Source organism: Streptomyces morookaense (genome assembly GCF_013030945.1).
GTDB classification, from domain to species: Bacteria; Actinomycetota; Actinomycetes; order Streptomycetales; family Streptomycetaceae; genus Streptomyces; species Streptomyces morookaensis.
Window position 1 is genome coordinate 75,464 of sequence record NZ_JABBXF010000051.1, and the last position, 16,988, is coordinate 92,451.

The following is a 16,988-nucleotide window of genomic DNA, read 5'->3' on the forward strand; positions in this document are numbered from 1 at the left end:
CCATCGCCGGACACGATCTCCAGGACTGACCTCCCCATGTTCCGTACCGCTTTGCGCAATGTGCTTGCGCACAAGGCCAGGCTGCTGATGACCGTGCTCGCCGTACTGCTCGGCGTGGCGTTCGTCTCCGGCACCCTGGTCTTCACCTCGACCATCTCCGAGGCGTACCAGAAGAGCTCCCAGAAGGGCTTCGACCACGTCGACGTGGCCATCCAGCCGCACCGGCAGGCCGACGACAAGGAGCGCCCGGGCGCCGCCCCCAAGCTCACCCAGCGGATGCTCGACCAGGCCGCCAAGGTGCCCGGCGCGGCCTCCGCCACCGGCACGGTCAACGGCTTCGCCGCGATCGCCGACAAGAACGGCAAGCTCGTGGGCGAGGGCTTCGGCTCCGCCGGCTCCAACTACTACCCCGGCACCGACGGCAAGGACGCCCGCTACCCGCTCAAGGACGGCCGCGCGCCCAAGGGCACCGGCGAGATCGCGCTCGACGCCAAGACCGCCGACCGCGCCGGCTACAAGGTCGGCGACACCGTCCGGATATCCGTGAACGGCCCGGTCCTGGAGCAGAAGCTCACCGGCGTCTTCACCACCGACGACGGCAACGTCTCCGCGGGCGGCAGCCTCGCGCTCTTCGACACCGCCACCGCCCAGCAGCTCTACGCCAAGCCGGGCGAGTTCAACGAGATCGACGTCAAGGCCGCGGCCGGCACCTCGCAGGACGCGCTCAAGACCGAGCTCGACAAGGTCCTGCCGAAGACCGCCGAGACCACCACCGCCAAGCAGCTCGCCGACGACCAGGCCAAGGCCATCGCCCAGGGCATGGACGGCATGAAGACGGCGATGCTGGCCTTCGCCGGCATCTCGCTCTTCGTCGGCATCTTCATCATCGCCAACACCTTCACCATGCTGGTCGCCCAGCGCACCAAGGAGCTCGCGCTGCTGCGCGCGGTCGGCGCCAGCCGCCGCCAGGTCACCCGCTCGGTGCTCATCGAGGCGCTCGTCGTCGGCACGGTCGCCGGCGTGACCGGCCTGCTCGCGGGCATCGGCATCGGCGCCGGGCTGCGCTCCCTGCTCGGCAGCACCGGCGCCGAGATCCCGGCCGGTCCGCTGGTCGTCTCGCCCGGCACGGTCGTCGCCTCGCTGGCCGTCGGCATCGTGATCACCGTGCTCGCCGCCTGGCTGCCCGGCCGCCGCGCCGCGAAGATCCCGCCGGTCGCCGCCATGAACAGCGTGCACGCCGTCGCCACCACCCGTTCGCTGGTCGTCCGCAACACCATCGGCGCCGTGCTGGCCGCCGCCGGTGCGGCCCTCACCGTGGCCACCGACAGCAAGGCCGTCATGGGCCTGGGCGCGGGCCTGCTGCTCATCGGCGTCTTCGTCCTCACCCCGCTGCTGTCCCGCCCGGTCATCGCCGCCGCGTCGCCCGTCATGCGGCTGTTCGGCATCTCCGGCAAGCTGGCCCGGCAGAACGCCGTCCGCAACCCGCGCCGCACCGCCGCCACCGCCTCGGCGCTGATGATCGGCCTCACCCTGATCACCGGCCTCACGGTCATCGCGGGCAGCGTGCAGAAGGCCATCGACAAGATGGCCACGGACGCCATCCGCGCCGACTACGTCGTCTCCATGGCGAGCCACACCCCGCTCTCCCCGGACGTCGCCAAGAAGATCTCGACCCTCCCCGGGGTCAAGGCGAGCAGCCCGCTGCGCGAGGCCCCGTCCCGGATCGACGGCGACTTCCAGAACCTGACCGGCGTCGACGGCGCCACCATCGACGAGCTCACCAAGCTCGACTTCGCCTCCGGCTCCTTCGCGGACCTGACCGCCGGCAAGGCCGTCGTCGACGACACGACCGCCAAGAACCGTGGCTGGAAGCTCGGTTCGACCGTCGACGCCACCTTCGAGGACGGCCGGAAGGGCAAGCTGACGGTCTCGGGCATCTACAAGGGCAACGCCCTGATGAACGGGATGATGGTCGATGTCACGACCATCGCCCCGCACGAGAGCCGGATCACCGACCAGCAGGTCATGGTCAAGATGTCGTCCGGCGTGAGCGACTCCACCAAGGACTCGCTGCGGAAGGCGCTCGGTGACAACCCGGCGATCCAGATCCAGGACAAGAAGGACATCTCCAACGACATCGCCAAGATGATCAGCCTGCTGCTGAACATGCTCTACGGGCTGCTCGCGATGGCCGTGATCGTCGCCGTCCTCGGTGTCGTCAACACCCTGGCGATGTCCGTCTTCGAACGGTCCCAGGAGATCGGCATGCTGCGCGCCATCGGCCTGGACCGCAAGGGCATCAAGCGGATGGTCCGCCTGGAGTCCCTGGTCATCTCCCTCTTCGGCGGTGTCCTCGGCGTCGGCCTCGGCGTCTTCCTCGGCTGGGCCGCGGGCCAGCTGATCGGCAAGAGCCTGTCGACGTACGAGCTGGTGCTGCCGTGGGACCGCATGGCGGTGTTCCTGCTGCTGAGCGCCGTGGTGGGTGTGCTGGCCGCACTGTGGCCGGCCCGCCGTGCGGCGAGGCTGAACATGCTTGCCGCGATCAAGGCCGAGTAAGGGGGCTTCGCCCCCGCACAGTTCCCCGCGCCCCTTACGGGGCGCGGGGAATTTTCTATCCGCGCCACTCCCGTGTACGCAAAGACAATCCCGGTTCGCCGGAGGCCGGGGTGCGGACCGCCAGGACCTGGTTCACACCGATGCGGTTGCGCTCGAACGACAGCGCGCAGGCGGCCATGTACAGCCGCCATACCCGTGCCCGGCCCGGCGACGTCAGGCGCACCGCTTCCGCCCAGTGCGACTCCAGGTTCGCCACCCAGCTCCGCAGCGTCAGCGCGTAGTGCTCGCGCAGGGCCTCCACATCCCGGACCTCGAAGCCCGCCTCCTCCAGCTGGGCCACCGTGCGGCCCACGGGGGCCAGTTCGCCGTCCGGGAAGACGTAGCGGTCGATGAACTCGTCGACGCGGTAGGCCTCTTCGTCCCGCAGCGGGCGCCGTGCGATCTGGTGGTTGAGCAGCCTGCCGCCCGGCTTGAGGAGGGCGTACAGGTCGGCCGCGTACGCGGCGTACTGCGCGGAGCCGACGTGCTCGGCCATGCCGATGGAGGAGATCGCGTCGAAGGGGCCGTCGGCGATCTCCCGGTAGTCCTGGACCCTGATCTCCACACGGTCCGTCAGACCGGCCTCGGCGATGCGCTTGCGGGCGTACGCGGCCTGTTCCTCGGAGAGCGTGATGCCGACGGCGGAGACCCCGTACTCGCCGGCCGCGTGCAGCACCATGGAGCCCCAGCCGCAGCCGACGTCCAGCAGGCGCCGGCCGGGCGCGAGCCCGAGCTTGCGGCACACGAGGTCGAGCTTGGCGCGCTGGGCGTCCTCCAGAGTGGAGTCCGCGTCCCAGTAGGCGCACGAGTAGACCATGGACGGGCCGAGCACCTTCTCGTAGAAGGCGTTCCCCACGTCGTAGTGGTGGCTGATGGCCTGTTTGTCGCGGCGCAGCGTGTGCAGCGGCCCGCGGGTCCGGCGGACCTCCTCGGCGGGCGGGGCGGGCGGTGTCCAGGGCCCGGCGAGCTTCAGCAGTTCGGCGCCCGCGGCGCGCAGCCGCGGGTCGCGCAGGGCGGCGAGGCCACGGGCCGGGCCGCCGGTCTCCTCGCCGCGCTCCCAGAGGGTGCCGGCGAGCAGTTCCAGGGCCTCGTAGAGGTCGCCCTCGACGTCGATGTCGCCGGCGACCCAGGCGCGGGCCAGGCCGAGCTCGCCGGGCTTCCACAGCAGGCGACGCAGGGCCCTGCGACGGCGGACGACGAGGACGGGGGTGCCGGGCGGGCCGGACTCGCTGCGGTCCCAGGCGCGGACCCGTACCGGAAGGGGAACCCCCAGTACCTGTTCCGCGAGAGCGGTGAGCCGTCGAGCGGCCTCGGCCATGTCGCACACCTCCGGGATGAAGCGTCGGACGATGGATTCATCTGACACTCAAAACACCAGCAAGCCGTGCTCTAGTCCTGCCCTGTGCGGCAGGATTCGGCCAACTCACCACCCGGACAGACCGAAAGGCGCCCACCCCCACGGATCGGGTGGACGCCTTCCGGCACTTGCTCTGCGGGTCCGACCAGACGTCAGGCCTTGGCCTTCTGGGCCGGGGCGGCGTCGGACGCCTGCGGGGCCGGCTTGGCGGCCTCGTAGAACTCCTCGCGGGGGTTCTCCATGGCGCCGAGCGAGACGACCTCGCGCTTGAGGAACATGCCCAGGGTCCAGTCCGCGAAGACGCGGATCTTGCGGTTGAAGGTCGGCATGGCCATGCCGTGGTAGCCACGGTGCATGTACCAGGCGAGACGGCCCTTGAGCTTGATCTTCATCTTGCCCATGACGATCATCGCCACGCCCTTGTGGAGGCCGAGGCCCGCCACCGCACCCTTGTTGGCGTGCTTGTACTCCTTCTGCGCGGCGCTGAAGTCGCGCAGGGCGGAGACCACGTTGTCGCCGAGGACCTTGGCCTGGCGCAGCGCGTGCTGGGCGTTCGGCGGGCACCAGGCGTTCTCGTTGCCGGCGGCGCGGCCGACGAGGTCCGGGACCTGGGCGTTGTCGCCCGCGGCCCAGATGTAGTCGGTGCCCTTGACCTGGAGGGTCGGCAGGGTGTCGACGTGGCCGCGGGGGCCGAGCGGCAGACCGTAGCGGGACAGCACCGGGTTCGGCTTGACGCCGGCGGTCCAGACGATCGTGTTGGCGTCGACCTCGAGACCGTTCGACAGCACGACGTGGCCGTCGACGCAGGACTTCATCGACTCCTTGAGGATCACCTCGATACCGCGGCTCTCGAGGTGCTTCCGGCCGTACTCGCCGAGCTTCGGGCCCACCTCGGGGAGGACCCGGTCGGCCACGTCGACCAGGATGAAGCGCATGTCCTCGCGCTTCACGTTGGTGTAGTACTTGGCGGCGTCGCGCGCCATGTCCTCGACCTCGCCGATGGTCTCCGCACCGGCGAAGCCGCCACCGACGAAGACGAAGGTGAGCGCCTTGCGGCGGATCTCCTCGTCGGTCGTCGAGTCGGCCTTGTCGAGCTGCTCGAGGACGTGGTTGCGCAGGCCGATGGCCTCCTCGATGCCCTTCATGCCGATGCCGTTCTCGGCGAGGCCGGGGATCGGGAAGGTGCGCGAGACGGCGCCGAGCGCGATCACCAGGTAGTCGAAAGGCAGCTCGTACGCCTCGCCGACGATCGGCGCGACGGTGGCGACCTTGCGGTCCTGGTCGATCGTGGTGACGCGGCCGGTGAGAACCTCCGCCCCGGGGAGCACACGTCGCAGGGGCACCACGACGTGGCGGGGCGAGATGCTCCCGGCAGCTGCTTCGGGAAGGAAGGGCTGGTACGTCATGTAAGAGCGCGGGTCGACGACCGTGACGATCGCCTCTTGGGACCGCAGCTTCTTCAGGATGCGGCGCGCCGCATACAAACCGACGTACCCACCGCCTACAACGAGGATCCGTGGACGCTCCGTGGTGCTCATGTTTCGAGTATCCAGCACTCCCCACAGGGGTGCTCGTGAGCCCCTTCACAAGACGCCGGGGGGTGTCTGCTACACTCCGCGGCCCCCGTGACCGACGCCATAGCCGCTACGGGGAACCACTGTGCCCGTACGGGCGTTGACGACCCCCGCTGAACTGGCCTTGGGGCTTTCACGAGGACTAGACCACTGCACGGTCCGGCTCCGGATAAGCGTTTCTTTAACCCGCCCGAAACCAGCCTGTTCCGTCCGCTCGGCGGACGAGAAGGGGTCGATGGGCCCCGGAAGGGGGCCTGAAGGGCCCCTTCCGGGGGTCCGGGACCGCCTTTTCATGTGAAGGATTTCACGAACAATTTTCCGCGGTCCGCGGAACGCCCGGTTCCGGACCGCCTCAGGCGACGCTCCAGGCAATCCCGTCGAGGATGTCGTGCTCGCTGACGACCACCTCCGCGGCCCCGGTCCGCTCCATGATGCAGAGCAGGACGAGCGCCCCGGCCGCGATCACGTCGACGCGGCCCGGGTGCATCACCGGGATCGCGGCGCGCTGTTCATGCGTGGCGGCGAGCAGTTCGTGGGTGATCTCCCGGACCCGCTCCACGGGGATCCGCGCGTGGTGGATGGCCTCCCAGTCGTACTCCTGCAGCCCCAGCGCGATCGCGGCGACCGTGGTGACCGAACCGGCCAGGCCCACCAGGGTGTGCGCCTCGGCGATCGGCACCGTCCGCTCGACGAGGTCGAGCGCCGCCTCCACATCCGCGCGTATCGCGGCGATCTGAGCGGGCGTCGGCGGATCGGTGACCTCGCCGTCCACGACGAGGTGGCGCTCCGTCATCCGCACGCAGCCGATGTCCACGCTGCGGGCCGCACGCACATGGCCGTCGCCGACGACGAACTCGGTGGAGCCGCCGCCGAGATCGAAGACGAGGTACGGCCCGGTGAGGTCCGCGCGCCCGGCGAGCTCCTTGGTGGCACCGGTGAAGGAGAACTCGGCCTCCTGGTCACCGCTGATCACCTCGGGCTCGACGCCGAGGATCTCCACGACGCCGCGCACGAAGTCCTCACGGTTCTCCGCGTCGCGGGAGGCGGAGGTGGCGACGAAGCGGACGCGCTCCGCCCGGTGTTCGGCGATGACCTCCGCGAACTCGCGGCACGCCGCGAAGGTGCGCTCGAGCGCCTCGGGGGCGAGGCGGCCGGTGCGGTCGACGCCCTGGCCGAGGCGGACGATGGTCATCCGGCGGTCGAGCTCGGTGAGTTCACCGGTTTGCGGGTTCGCGTCCGCGACGAGGAGGCGGATCGAATTGGTACCGCAGTCGACGGCGGCGACGCGCATGCGTACTCCTGAGAGTCGGGGTCCCCCGCACCGGGGGTGCCGGGGGTGGTTGCTGCCGGTGGGCACAAACCGGCGCAGGGCCAGGTCACTTCTCGTCGGTGCAGGGATTCACACACGGCCCCTTGCGCCACCACTCCGGGAGCATGGCGATGGCCTCGTCGCCCAGGGGGTTCACGCCGGGGCCGGCGGCCAGGGAGTGGCCGACCAGGACGTGCAGGCACTTGACGCGGTCCGGCATGCCGCCCGCGCTCGGGAAGCCCTCCAGCACCTCGATGGCGTCGCGGCGCGCGATGTAGTCCTCGTGCGCCGCACGGTACGCGGCCGCGAGCTCCGGGTCGCTCTGCAGACGGGCGTTCATCTCCTTCATGACGCCCTCCGCCTCCAGCGTGCCGATGGCGGAGGCCGCCTTCGGGCACGTCAGGTAGAAGAGCGTCGGGAACGGCGTGCCGTCCTCCAGCCGCGGCGCGGTCTCGACGACGTCCGGGTTGCCGCAGGGGCAGCGGTGGGCGATCGACCGCAGGCCGCGCGGCGGGCGGCCGAGCTGCTGCTGGAACGCCTCGATGTCCGCGGCGGTCGGCTCGGTGGGCTCGGTCTGGGGAGGAGGGGTGTCCATGTGCTCGCTCGTGCTCGGGATCGTGAAAGGGCAGGGGCCGGGGGGAGGGCGTCAGCGCGCGGCGTCCGCCGAGTCCACCCCGTCCCAGAGGTTGCTGTACCAGGGGCGGTCGGCGGCGCCCTGGTCCTTGGGCTGCTTCGCGGCGCCGCCGCCGTCCAGCACGGTGAAGCCGGTCTCCCCGGGGCGCACATAGTGCAGGTGCTCGCGCGCCTGCTGCTCCACGTACGCCGGGTCCTCCAGCCGGGCCTTCTCCTCGGTCAGCTGCTTGACCTGCTGCCGGGCCCGCTCCGACTGCCGCCGCTGGTCGGCGATCTCGGTGCGCTGGGTGACCCACTGCCGCATGGGGTACGCGAGCGCGACGACGAGGGAGCAGACGACGAGCGCCAGGAGCGCCGCCCGGCCGGTGAGCCGGCTGCGCCGGGGCGACCGCGTGCGGTTGACCCGGGCGGCGGTCGGCCCCTGTACGAGCGCGGTGCCGAGCGCCCTGAGCCTGGTCGCGGTGGAGGACCGTTCCGCCGCCACGTAAGCCTCCCCATGGTCTGGTTACGCAAAGCCGTCCTCGGCCACGGTACGGGACCGTGGCCGAGGACGGGGTGAGGCTGGAGGCTTTGTCAGCCCTTGAACCGCGGGAAGGCGGAACGGCCCGCGTACACCGCGGCGTCGTCGAGGATCTCCTCGATGCGCAGCAGCTGGTTGTACTTGGCGACGCGCTCGGAGCGGGCCGGGGCGCCGGTCTTGATCTGGCCGCAGTTGGTGGCGACGGCCAGGTCGGCGATGGTGACGTCCTCGGTCTCGCCGGAGCGGTGGGACATCATGCACTTGAAGCCGTTGCGCTGGGCCAGCTCGACGGCGTCGAGGGTCTCGGTCAGCGAACCGATCTGGTTGACCTTGACGAGCAGGGCGTTGGCACTGCCCTCCTCGATGCCGCGGGCGAGGCGCTCGGGGTTGGTGACGAACAGGTCGTCGCCGACGAGCTGGACCTTGGTGCCGAGCTTGTCGGTGATGGTCTTCCAGCCGGCCCAGTCGTCCTCGAACAGCGGGTCCTCGATGGAGACGAGCGGGTACGCCTCGACGAGCTCGGCGTAGTACTCGGTCATCTCGGCCGCGGTGCGGTCCTTGCCCTCGAACTTGTAGACGCCGTCCTTGTAGAACTCGGAGGCGGCCACGTCGAGCGCGAGCGCGATGTCCTGGCCGGGGGTGTAGCCGGCCTCCTTGACGGCCTCGAGGATGAGGTCGAGGGCCTCGCGGTTGGAGCCCAGGTTCGGGGCGAAGCCGCCCTCGTCGCCGAGGCCGGTGGCCAGGCCCTTGGCCTTCAGCACCTTCTTGAGGGTGTGGTAGACCTCGGCGCCCCAGCGCAGGGCCTCGGAGAAGGACTCGGCGCCGATCGGCGCGATCATGAACTCCTGGATGTCCACGTTGGAGTCGGCGTGCGAGCCGCCGTTCAGGATGTTCATCATCGGAACGGGCAGCAGGTGCGCGTTCGGGCCGCCGAGGTAGCGGAAGAGCGGCAGGTCGGACGCCTCGGAGGCGGCGTGCGCGACGGCCAGGGAGACGCCCAGGATGGCGTTGGCGCCCAGGGAGCCCTTGTTCTCGGTGGCGTCCAGGTCGAACATGGCCTGGTCGATCAGGCGCTGCTCGGTGGCGTCGTAGCCGACCAGCTCCGGGCCGATCTGCTCGATGACGGCCAGGACGGCCTTCTCGACACCCTTGCCCAGGTAGCGCTTGGGGTCGCCGTCACGGAGCTCGATGGCCTCGAAGGCGCCGGTGGAGGCGCCGGACGGCACGGCGGCACGGCCCGTGGAGCCGTCGTCGAGGCCGACCTCGACCTCGACCGTGGGGTTGCCTCGCGAGTCGAGGATCTCGCGAGCTACGACGACGTCGATGGACGGCACGAGGGTCTCCTTCGTTTGTGCTGGAGTTCTGCAGCACGAGCCTAACGGAACGGCGGAGCCCCGCTCCGATGCGGCTCGGGGGGAAGACGCATCGGAGCGGGGCGGTCCGCTGTGGCCCGGCGGGCGAGGGGTCAGCTGAGGTGCAGCTTCTGGCCCGGGAAGATCAGGTCGGCGTTGTCGACGATGTTCTTGTTGCGCTCGAACAGCTTCTCCCAGCCGCCCTTGACGTGCTGGGTGTCGGCGATCGTGCCCAGGGTGTCGCCTTCCTTGACCGTGTACTCGCCGTCGCCCGTCTTGATCTCCTTCGGAGCGGGGGCGGCGTGCTTCGGCGTGTACTGCTTCGCCGGGGTCTCGTCGGCCGAGTCGTCGTCGGAGGTCTGCGGCTTGGCGTGCTTCGGGGCGGCCTGGCGCTCGCTGCGGTCGGCGTGGCTCTTGCCGGACCAGGTGTTGCGCTCGGACTTCGAGGACTTCGACGAGGACGGGGCGTCCGAGGTGTCGACGTCGGCCTTCTCGCCGCCGGAGGACAGGTTGCCGGCACCGGCGCAGCCCCAGGCGCCCGGGCCCTGCATGGCGAGCAGCTTCTCGGCGGTGGCGATCTGCTGGCTCTTGGTGGCGAGATCGGCGCGCGGGGCGTACTTGGTGCCGCCTGCGGCTGCCCAGGAGGAGTTCGAGAACTGCAGGCCGCCGTAGTAGCCGTTACCGGTGTTGATCGACCAGTCGCCACCGGACTCGCACTGGGCGACCTTGTCCCACGTGGACACCGAGGCGGCGTTGGCGGAGGTTGCGACCATCAGCGGGGCGGCAACGGCGACGCCGGTGACCCCGGCGAGCGTGACGATGCGGACGGCCTTGGACGGACGGCGATGCTTGCCCTTGGACATGAGTCGTTTCCTCACCGGCGCCTACGAGGTGAGCTGTCGGGTTCGGGCTGTGAGTTTGCCCGGCCCAGTGGCTTGCGCACACCGGGCTTCACCCCTAGCCGCTACGGCTTGCCGGCTGCACCGGCGGCCGTTGCGGCGACCTACCTTGGTTCCCCCGCTCCTGCCTACGGCGCTTGCGCGACGGTTCCCGCGGTCGTCGGCAGGATTCGGCGTGACGACCGCGGTGCTCGCGGTGGCGAGCGGTGATGACGGTAAACACAGGCGGCCGACGGGTTCAAACCCCTCTTTTCAGCCACCGCTGACTGAAGTTACCCCTGGGAACCCAATGTTTCCGCAGGTGGGAGCCGGTGTTCGGAGAACGGACCGGGGCCGTCCAGCCAGAAGTCAACGAGACCCTTGTCTCATTTTCCCGCGTGAACGGACATTCGACCCGAACTGCCGCACTACCGGCCCAGATCGAGGCGCTGACCAGGCTGGATGAGGTCAGGATCGCTTCCGACGGTTTTTTGATTGTTCTCGTACAGCGACTGCCAACCACCCTTCACCGAATGGTCTTCCGCGATGACTGACAGGTTGTCACCGGGACGCACGGTGTAGTCGTGGTCGGTGGGGCCACCGGTGCGGGTATCCGAACCGCCGCGCGAAACACGCCCGTCGTCGTCGGAACGGGGCGGCTGCGCACGGTGCTTGCCGCCGCCGGGCGTGGTGCCCGTGGTGCCGGAGCCGGCATCCGACGGGGCGTCGGACGGGGTGCCGGAGGGCATGCCGGGCAGGGACGGGTGCGGGTTCGCGGGGTCCGTGGACGGCGTGCCGGAGGGGGTGCCCGAGGGCGTACCGGAGGGCGTCGTGGTGCCCGTCGACGGAACCGGGGCGGGGTCGTCCTTGCGGTGCCTGCCGTGCGACGCGCTGTCGTCGGAGGGCGAGGGCGACGGGGTCGCCGGGCTCGTGGAAGCGGAACCACCGGGCGTGGCCGTGCCGGGCGCCGGCTTCGCGTCCCCGGACGCGCCGTCGGACGGCGCTGAGGACGACGGCTCGTGCGCCGACGGAGTCGTGTGCTCCGGCGCGGGCGCCTTGGGTGCGGGGGTCTGCGTGGCCCCCGGGTCCACGTCCGGCGCCTTGCTCCCGCCGGCCAGGCCGGCGTTCGCGCCGCAGCTGCCCCATGCGCCGGCGCCCTGGCCGTCGAGCATGCTCTCGGCGACGGCTATCTGCTGGGAGCGGCTGGCGAGGTCGGGGCGCGGGGCGTACGCGCGGCCGCCGTTCTGCTCCCATGCGTCCTGCGAGATCCCCAGCCCGCCCCCGCCGGCCGCGCTCCAGGTACCGCCGCTCTCGCACTGGGCGACCTGGTCCCACGTGCCGGTGTCGGCCGCGGAGGCGCCGGTGGCGGCCATCAGCGGCATGGCGAGCGCCGAACCCGTCACCCCCGCCGCAACCACGATCGCGGGTGCCTGACGGGGGCGGCGATGTCTTCCGTTACCTGCGCGCATGCGTGAACCTCTCGTCTCGGGGCCGATTGGTCGTCGAACATAGCGACGGCTCCCGGTAGTCACAAGCCGGTGTATCCGAGGTCACGCCGAGGTCACATCAGTTGACCGTGCGTCATCCGGCAGCGTGCGAGGCCTCGGGCGTGAACTCCACGGGCAGCGTCCGCAGTCCGCGCATGATGAGTCCGCCGCGCCAGCGCAGGTCCTCCGGATCGGCGGCCAGCCGCAGGTCCGGCAGGCGGCGCAGCAGGGTTGCGAGCGCCGTCCGGCCCTCCAGCCGCGCCAGCGGCGCCCCCAGGCAGTAGTGGATCCCGTGCCCGTACCCGAGGTGCTGGTTGTCGCGCCGCGCGAGGTCGAGGGTGTCCGGGTCGGCGAACCGCTCCGGGTCGCGGTCGGCGGCGGCCAGCACGACCAGCACCGGGTCGCCCTCGGCGATGCGCTGCCCGCCCAATGTCAGCGCCCGGGTGGCGAAGCGCCAGGTGGCCAGCTCCACCGGGCCGTCGTAGCGCAGGAGTTCCTCGACGCCCGTGGCCAGCAGGCTCTCGTCGCCCTCCGCGAGGGCGTTTTGCAGGCGTTCGCGCTGATCCGGGTTGCGCAGCAGGGCGTAGGTTCCGTTACCGATCAGGTTCACAGTTGTTTCGAAACCGGCAAACAGCAGGATGAAGGCCATGGCGGCGGCCTCGTTCTCGGTGAGGTGCTCGCCGTGGTCGCTTGCCCGGATCAGCCCCGAAATAAGGTCTTCACCCGGTTCGTTGCGCTTGCGGTGGATCAACTCCGCGAGATAGCCCCGCATTTTCTTCACCGAGCGGGCCACCCCGCCGCGCGGGCCGCCACCGTGGCGGATCATCATGCCCGCCCAGTCGCGGAAGTCGTCCTGGTCCTCGGGCGGGACGCCGAGCATGTCGCAGATCGCGTAAATGGGGAGCGGAAAGGCGAACTCGTGGATGAGGTCGGCCTCCCCTTTGTCGGCGAAGCCGTCGATGAGCCGGTCCGTGAGCTCCTGCACGCGCGGGGCGAACTCGGCCACGCGCCCGGGCGTGAACGCCTTGGAGACGAGACGGCGGAGCCGCGTGTGGTCCGGAGGGTCGATGTTGAGCAGGTGCGTCATGAGGTTGGCGCTGCGCTCGCCCGGGATGCCGGTCTTGCCCTTGCCGTGGGCGGCCTGCTCGGAGTGGTGCACCGGGTTCTTCGAGAGCCGCTGGTCGGCGAGGGCCTGGCGGGCGTCGGCGTACCGGGTGACGAGCCAGGCCTCCACGCCGCTGGGGAGGGTGGTGCGGTGCACCGGGGAGTGCTCGCGCAGCCAGGCGTACGCCGGGTAGGGGTCGGCGGCGAACTCCCAGGTGAAGAGGTCGGGGGCGGGGGGCGTGTCGTTCTGGTGCACGGTCCCGACCGTACCGGGGGCGGGCGCGCGCTACGCCCCTGCGCCTCCGCTGCCGAAGGAGCCGCTGCCGCCCGGGCGCCACTTCTTGTCCTCCTCGGAGGGCTCCTCCGGGTGGCTGCCCGGGTTGCGGATCTCGTGCGGCAGCACGCGCTCGCCGTTGGCCTCCGTCTGGAGCGGGTCCGGCTCGCGGTGCTCGCGGACGTAGCCGACGGCGTCCTCGTCGTCGTCGTGCCCCGGACCGTGCTCGGGGGTGGGCCGGCCGTCCTCCTCCGGCGTCGACCAGGCACCCATGCGGCGCTGGGGCGCCGACGGCGGTGGCGGCTCCTCGTCGCGCTTCCGCATCCCGTACGCCACCGCGACGATCAGCAGGATGACGACGATGAGTCCTACGGCGAAGGGGGCGATGCCGCCGAGGTAGGCGGGGAGTGCGAGTTTCATGCAACTCGGGTACCCCGGGGCCGTCCGGCCATGACTCTTGCTGGCCCGAACGGGTGAACGGGTCGTTGGCCGGGTGCGGGCCGCCCTGGGCCGTTCGCGCAGTTCCCCGCGCCCCTTCGGGGCGCCCTCCGCACCCGAAAACGCCTACCGGCGCTCGGCGGCAAGCACCGCATCGCGGTACACACGGGCGGCAGCCCGAAGCGCGGTCTCCGGCTCGACGCCCTCCGCCTCGGCCCGCACCGCAAGGGCCAGCAGTTCGTAGCCGATGCCCTCGCCCGCCGGAAGGGCGACGTCCAACCCCTCATGCCGCGCACGCGACGCCAGCTTCGCGGCCAGCGCCAGCGCCGGCTGCCCCAGCGGCACCCCCTCGGTGACGGACTCCCGCCGCTTCTCCGCCGCCTTCGTCCGCATCCAGTGCTCCTTGACCTCCTCCGGCGTCTCGGCGGTCTCCTCGCCGAAGACGTGCGGGTGGCGGTGGACGAGCTTGTCGACGATCGTGCCCGCGACATCGTCGACGGAGAACGGCTCGTCCGGGTCGTCCTGGGCGATCCGCGCGTGGAAGACCACCTGGAGCAGGACGTCGCCGAGCTCCTCGCGCAGCGCCTCCCGGTCCCCGGTCTCGATGGCCTCCAGGAGCTCGTACATCTCCTCCAGCCCGTACTTGGCCAGGTCCTCGTGGGTCCGTACGCCGCTCCACGGGCAGGCGGCCCGGATCCTGTCCATGACCTGCACCAGGTCCAGCAGCCGGGCGCCGGGCAGGTCGTACGAGCCGGGGAGCAGTTCCAGGGCCGGCATGGTCTCGCGGCCGGAGCCGGCCAGCCGGGCGAGGCCGTCGGTGAGGGCGGACTCGCCCTCGGCCGAGCTGATCACGACGGCGGTGCGGCGCTCGCGCACGCAGTAGTCGACGAGCTCGCGGGCCACGGCCTCCGCCTGTTCGACCTCGACCCCGGCCTCCCGCAGATATGGCAGCTGCGGGTGGGCGGGGTCGGCGCACAGCACCCGCCCGGCCTCGCGCAGCGCCTGCCAGGCGGGCCAGGACAGCAGCCCCGGGGCGACCCGGTGGCTGGTGGTGAGGAGGACGATGCGGCCGGCGGAGTCGGTGGAGTCGTTCACACGGACGAGCCTATGCCGTGCCGGCCGCCCCGGCTCAGGCCGGCTGTTCGGGCGCGGTCGTGGTGGGCCGCAGCCAGGGCTCCCGGGCGGGCCGCGCGGTGCCGCGCTTCGCGTCCCAGGAGCCGTAACGCGGATTGACGTCCACGTGCAGGGAGTCGGAGGTCCGCATCAGGACGTCGTTGGTCCGCGCGGCCCCCAGCTTGGCGTCCAGCTTGCTGCGGACCAGGTCCATGGTCAGCGCCTGGTCGATCTGGTCCGGGGCGATGCCGAGCGCGAGGAACCTGCTCTCGACCGCGTCGGCGCCGCCGTTGGCCTTCTCGACCTTGGCGCGCTGCTCCTGGACCTCGCGCCGGGTGACCTGCACCCCGTTGTCCTCGCCGGCCCGCTCGATGATGCGGTACTGGATGAGCCGGACCAGGGTGTCCTGGCCGAGGCGGGCGCTGTCCGCCAGCATCTGCCGGCCCTGCGGCGAGGACTGCTGCGCGTCCCGTACGTCGTTCACCTGGTTCTGCAGCTGCGAGACGGTGATCCTGTCCTTGCCCACGACGGCCGCGGCACCCGGATGCGGGGCCGAGCCGCAGGCGGTGAGCAGGGGGGACGCGGTGAGCAGCGCGGCGGCGGAGAGGGCGAGCGCGGTCCTGCGGCGGATCATGAAGCCTCCCGGGAAGGGGTACGGGCGGGCACGACGATCGGGCGTTGATCGATGGTAGGCGAACCGGCCCGGTCCGGGGGCCGTCTCCGCAGGAGAACCGGGAGAGCCGTTTCGCGTATCTTTTCGACATTCACGGTGCAGCGGTACAGAGAGGACAAGCCACCCATGGAACCGGCAGCGGCCACGGCCCCGGCACGGCAGCGCGGCGCGTCCGCGGCCCGTACCGCCCTGCGCGCCCCCCGGCTCGACCCCTACAAGGTCGGCGGCGTCTTCTTCGTCCTCTACACCGCGCTTTCGCTGAGCCGGCACGTCCGCATGCTCACCATGTCCTGGGACCTGGGCATCTTCGAGCAGGCGATACAGGGCTACGCCCGCCTGGGCGCGCCGATAGCCGACCTCAAGGGGCCCGGCACCAATATCCTCGGCGACCACTTCAGCCCCGTCACCGCGCTGATCGCCCCCTTCTACCGGGTCTTCCCGAGCCCTGTGACCCTGCTGGTCGTCCAGGCCCTGCTGTTCGCCCTGTCCACGGTCCCGGTGACGCGGCTCGCCGCGCACCTGCTGGGCCGCGGGCGCGGCCTCGCGATCGGGGTGGCGTACGGGCTGTCGTGGGGCGTGCAGCGGGCGGTCGACTTCGACTTCCACGAAATCGCCTTCGCCATGCCGCTGCTGGCCTTCTCCCTGGAGGCCGTGGTGCGGCGGCGGTGGCGGGCCGCGGTGCTCTGGGCGGCACCGCTGGTGCTGGTCAAGGAGGACCTGGGGGTCACGGCCGCCGTCATCGGCGCGCTGGTGCTGATACGGCTGCGCGGCGTCCGCAGCGATCCGCGGGCGGCCGCGTGGGCGCTGGGGCTCGTGGGCTTCGGGCTCGCGGCCACGGCCGTGGCCCTCGGCGTGATCATCCCGAGTTTCAACCACGGTGGCTCGTACGACTACTGGACCAAGCTCGACGGCAGCGGGGCTCCCGGTCCCGCCCCCGTCATCCCGCTCGACACCGCGATCCGCACGCTGCTGTGGATCGTGTTGCCCACGACGGGCCTGTTCGCCCTGCGCTCGCCCGTACTGATCGTCGCGCTGCCGACGCTGGGGTGGCGTTTCCTCTCCCACGACGACCACTACTGGGGCACCGACTGGCACTACAGCGCGGTGCTGATGCCGGTCGTCTTCATCGCGCTGGCCGACGCGCTGGCGGGTGCGCCGCGCGCGGGGCGCGCCTGGCTGCGGACGTACGCGCAGCACCTGCCCGCCGCCGTGCTCGCGGCGGCGCTGGCGCTCACGGCGTCGCTGCCGCTGTACAGCCTGACGCTGCCGGACAGTTACCGGATACCGGCGGGTGTGAAGGCGGCGGAGGGGCTGCTGGACCGCATCCCCGACGGCTCCGTCGTCGAGTCCGACGTCGGCCCGATAAGCCGGCTGGTCAACCGGTGCCGGGTGCTGTGGGTCGGGGACACGCGGGGGATCACGCCGGATTACGTCGCGCTGCGGATCGCCGACGGCCGTTCGGCCAAGGACGTGTTGGGCGAGGCGCAACGCCTGCACCCGGGGGTGCGGTTTCGCCTGGCCGGCGAGGCGGGGGGCTATGCGGTGGTGCAGCGCGTCGGTTAGGCGCGGGCCGTCTTGGGCTGGTCGCGCCCACGCGGCGGAGCCGCAAATGTGAACAGTCCCGCGCCCCTGACGGGGCGCGGTCAACGGATTCGTAACTGTCCCCTATATATAGGGGACA

General features: G+C 71.2%; 14 protein-coding genes and 1 riboswitch. Of the genes, 2 read left to right on the top strand and 12 right to left on the bottom strand.

Translation table 11 applies throughout. The features are described 5' to 3' along the window. Positions 1-36: 36 nt before the first annotated feature. Positions 37-2,556, top strand: a complete 2,520-nt coding sequence (locus HG542_RS22285; protein WP_171084191.1) for an ABC transporter permease — start codon at positions 37-39, stop codon at positions 2,554-2,556. 55 nt (positions 2,557-2,611) lie between these two features. Here the strand turns inward: HG542_RS22285 and HG542_RS22290 are convergent, their stop codons facing one another. The 12 genes from HG542_RS22290 to HG542_RS22345 form a co-directional block, all read right to left on the bottom strand. Next, on the bottom strand, positions 2,612-3,913 hold the full coding sequence (locus HG542_RS22290; protein ID WP_171084193.1) for an SAM-dependent methyltransferase: 1,302 nt from the start codon (positions 3,911-3,913) through the stop codon (positions 2,612-2,614). Between the two features lie 191 nt (positions 3,914-4,104). Then, positions 4,105-5,490, bottom strand: a complete 1,386-nt coding sequence (locus HG542_RS22295) for an NAD(P)/FAD-dependent oxidoreductase (protein ID WP_171084194.1) — start codon at positions 5,488-5,490, stop codon at positions 4,105-4,107. Positions 5,491-5,878: 388 nt separating this feature from the next. After that, the gene (locus tag HG542_RS22300) at positions 5,879-6,817 is read right to left on the bottom strand and encodes a Ppx/GppA phosphatase family protein (protein WP_171084196.1); all 939 of its coding nucleotides are present in this window, start codon (positions 6,815-6,817) and stop codon (positions 5,879-5,881) included. A gap of 85 nt (positions 6,818-6,902) precedes the next feature. Next, on the bottom strand, positions 6,903-7,430 hold the full coding sequence (locus HG542_RS22305; RefSeq protein WP_171084198.1) for a DUF501 domain-containing protein: 528 nt from the start codon (positions 7,428-7,430) through the stop codon (positions 6,903-6,905). A 51-nt stretch (positions 7,431-7,481) separates the two neighbouring features. Beyond that, positions 7,482-7,952, bottom strand: coding sequence for an FtsB family cell division protein (locus tag HG542_RS22310; RefSeq protein WP_171084199.1), 471 nt, complete (start codon positions 7,950-7,952; stop codon positions 7,482-7,484). Between the two features lie 89 nt (positions 7,953-8,041). Continuing rightward, positions 8,042-9,322 carry a phosphopyruvate hydratase gene (gene eno, locus HG542_RS22315; RefSeq protein WP_171084201.1) on the bottom strand — a complete coding sequence of 427 codons (1,281 nt, stop codon included), beginning with the start codon at positions 9,320-9,322 and terminating at the stop codon, positions 8,042-8,044. Between the two features lie 131 nt (positions 9,323-9,453). Continuing rightward, positions 9,454-10,203: a LysM peptidoglycan-binding domain-containing protein gene (locus tag HG542_RS22320; protein WP_171084204.1), complete on the bottom strand. Its 750-nt coding sequence runs from the start codon at positions 10,201-10,203 to the stop codon at positions 9,454-9,456. 3 nt (positions 10,204-10,206) lie between these two features. After that, positions 10,207-10,385: riboswitch (cyclic di-AMP (ydaO/yuaA leader) on the bottom strand. Between the two features lie 261 nt (positions 10,386-10,646). Continuing rightward, positions 10,647-11,687 carry a LysM peptidoglycan-binding domain-containing protein gene (locus HG542_RS22325; protein ID WP_171084205.1) on the bottom strand — a complete coding sequence of 347 codons (1,041 nt, stop codon included), beginning with the start codon at positions 11,685-11,687 and terminating at the stop codon, positions 10,647-10,649. A 112-nt stretch (positions 11,688-11,799) separates the two neighbouring features. After that, positions 11,800-13,065 carry a cytochrome P450 family protein gene (locus HG542_RS22330; RefSeq protein ID WP_171084207.1) on the bottom strand — a complete coding sequence of 422 codons (1,266 nt, stop codon included), beginning with the start codon at positions 13,063-13,065 and terminating at the stop codon, positions 11,800-11,802. A 30-nt stretch (positions 13,066-13,095) separates the two neighbouring features. Further along, positions 13,096-13,503: a DUF6479 family protein gene (locus HG542_RS22335; RefSeq protein ID WP_171084209.1), complete on the bottom strand. Its 408-nt coding sequence runs from the start codon at positions 13,501-13,503 to the stop codon at positions 13,096-13,098. Positions 13,504-13,647: 144 nt separating this feature from the next. Continuing rightward, positions 13,648-14,616 (bottom strand): nucleoside triphosphate pyrophosphohydrolase, encoded by a 969-nt coding sequence (locus HG542_RS22340; protein WP_171084212.1) that lies wholly within the window; start codon positions 14,614-14,616, stop codon positions 13,648-13,650. 34 nt (positions 14,617-14,650) lie between these two features. Further along, positions 14,651-15,268 (bottom strand): SurA N-terminal domain-containing protein, encoded by a 618-nt coding sequence (locus HG542_RS22345; RefSeq protein ID WP_171084213.1) that lies wholly within the window; start codon positions 15,266-15,268, stop codon positions 14,651-14,653. A gap of 165 nt (positions 15,269-15,433) precedes the next feature. Here HG542_RS22345 and HG542_RS22350 point away from each other — a divergent pair, with 165 nt between their 5' ends. Continuing rightward, positions 15,434-16,870, top strand: a complete 1,437-nt coding sequence (locus tag HG542_RS22350; RefSeq protein WP_171084215.1) for a DUF2079 domain-containing protein — start codon at positions 15,434-15,436, stop codon at positions 16,868-16,870. The last annotated feature ends 118 nt before the right edge of the window (positions 16,871-16,988 follow it).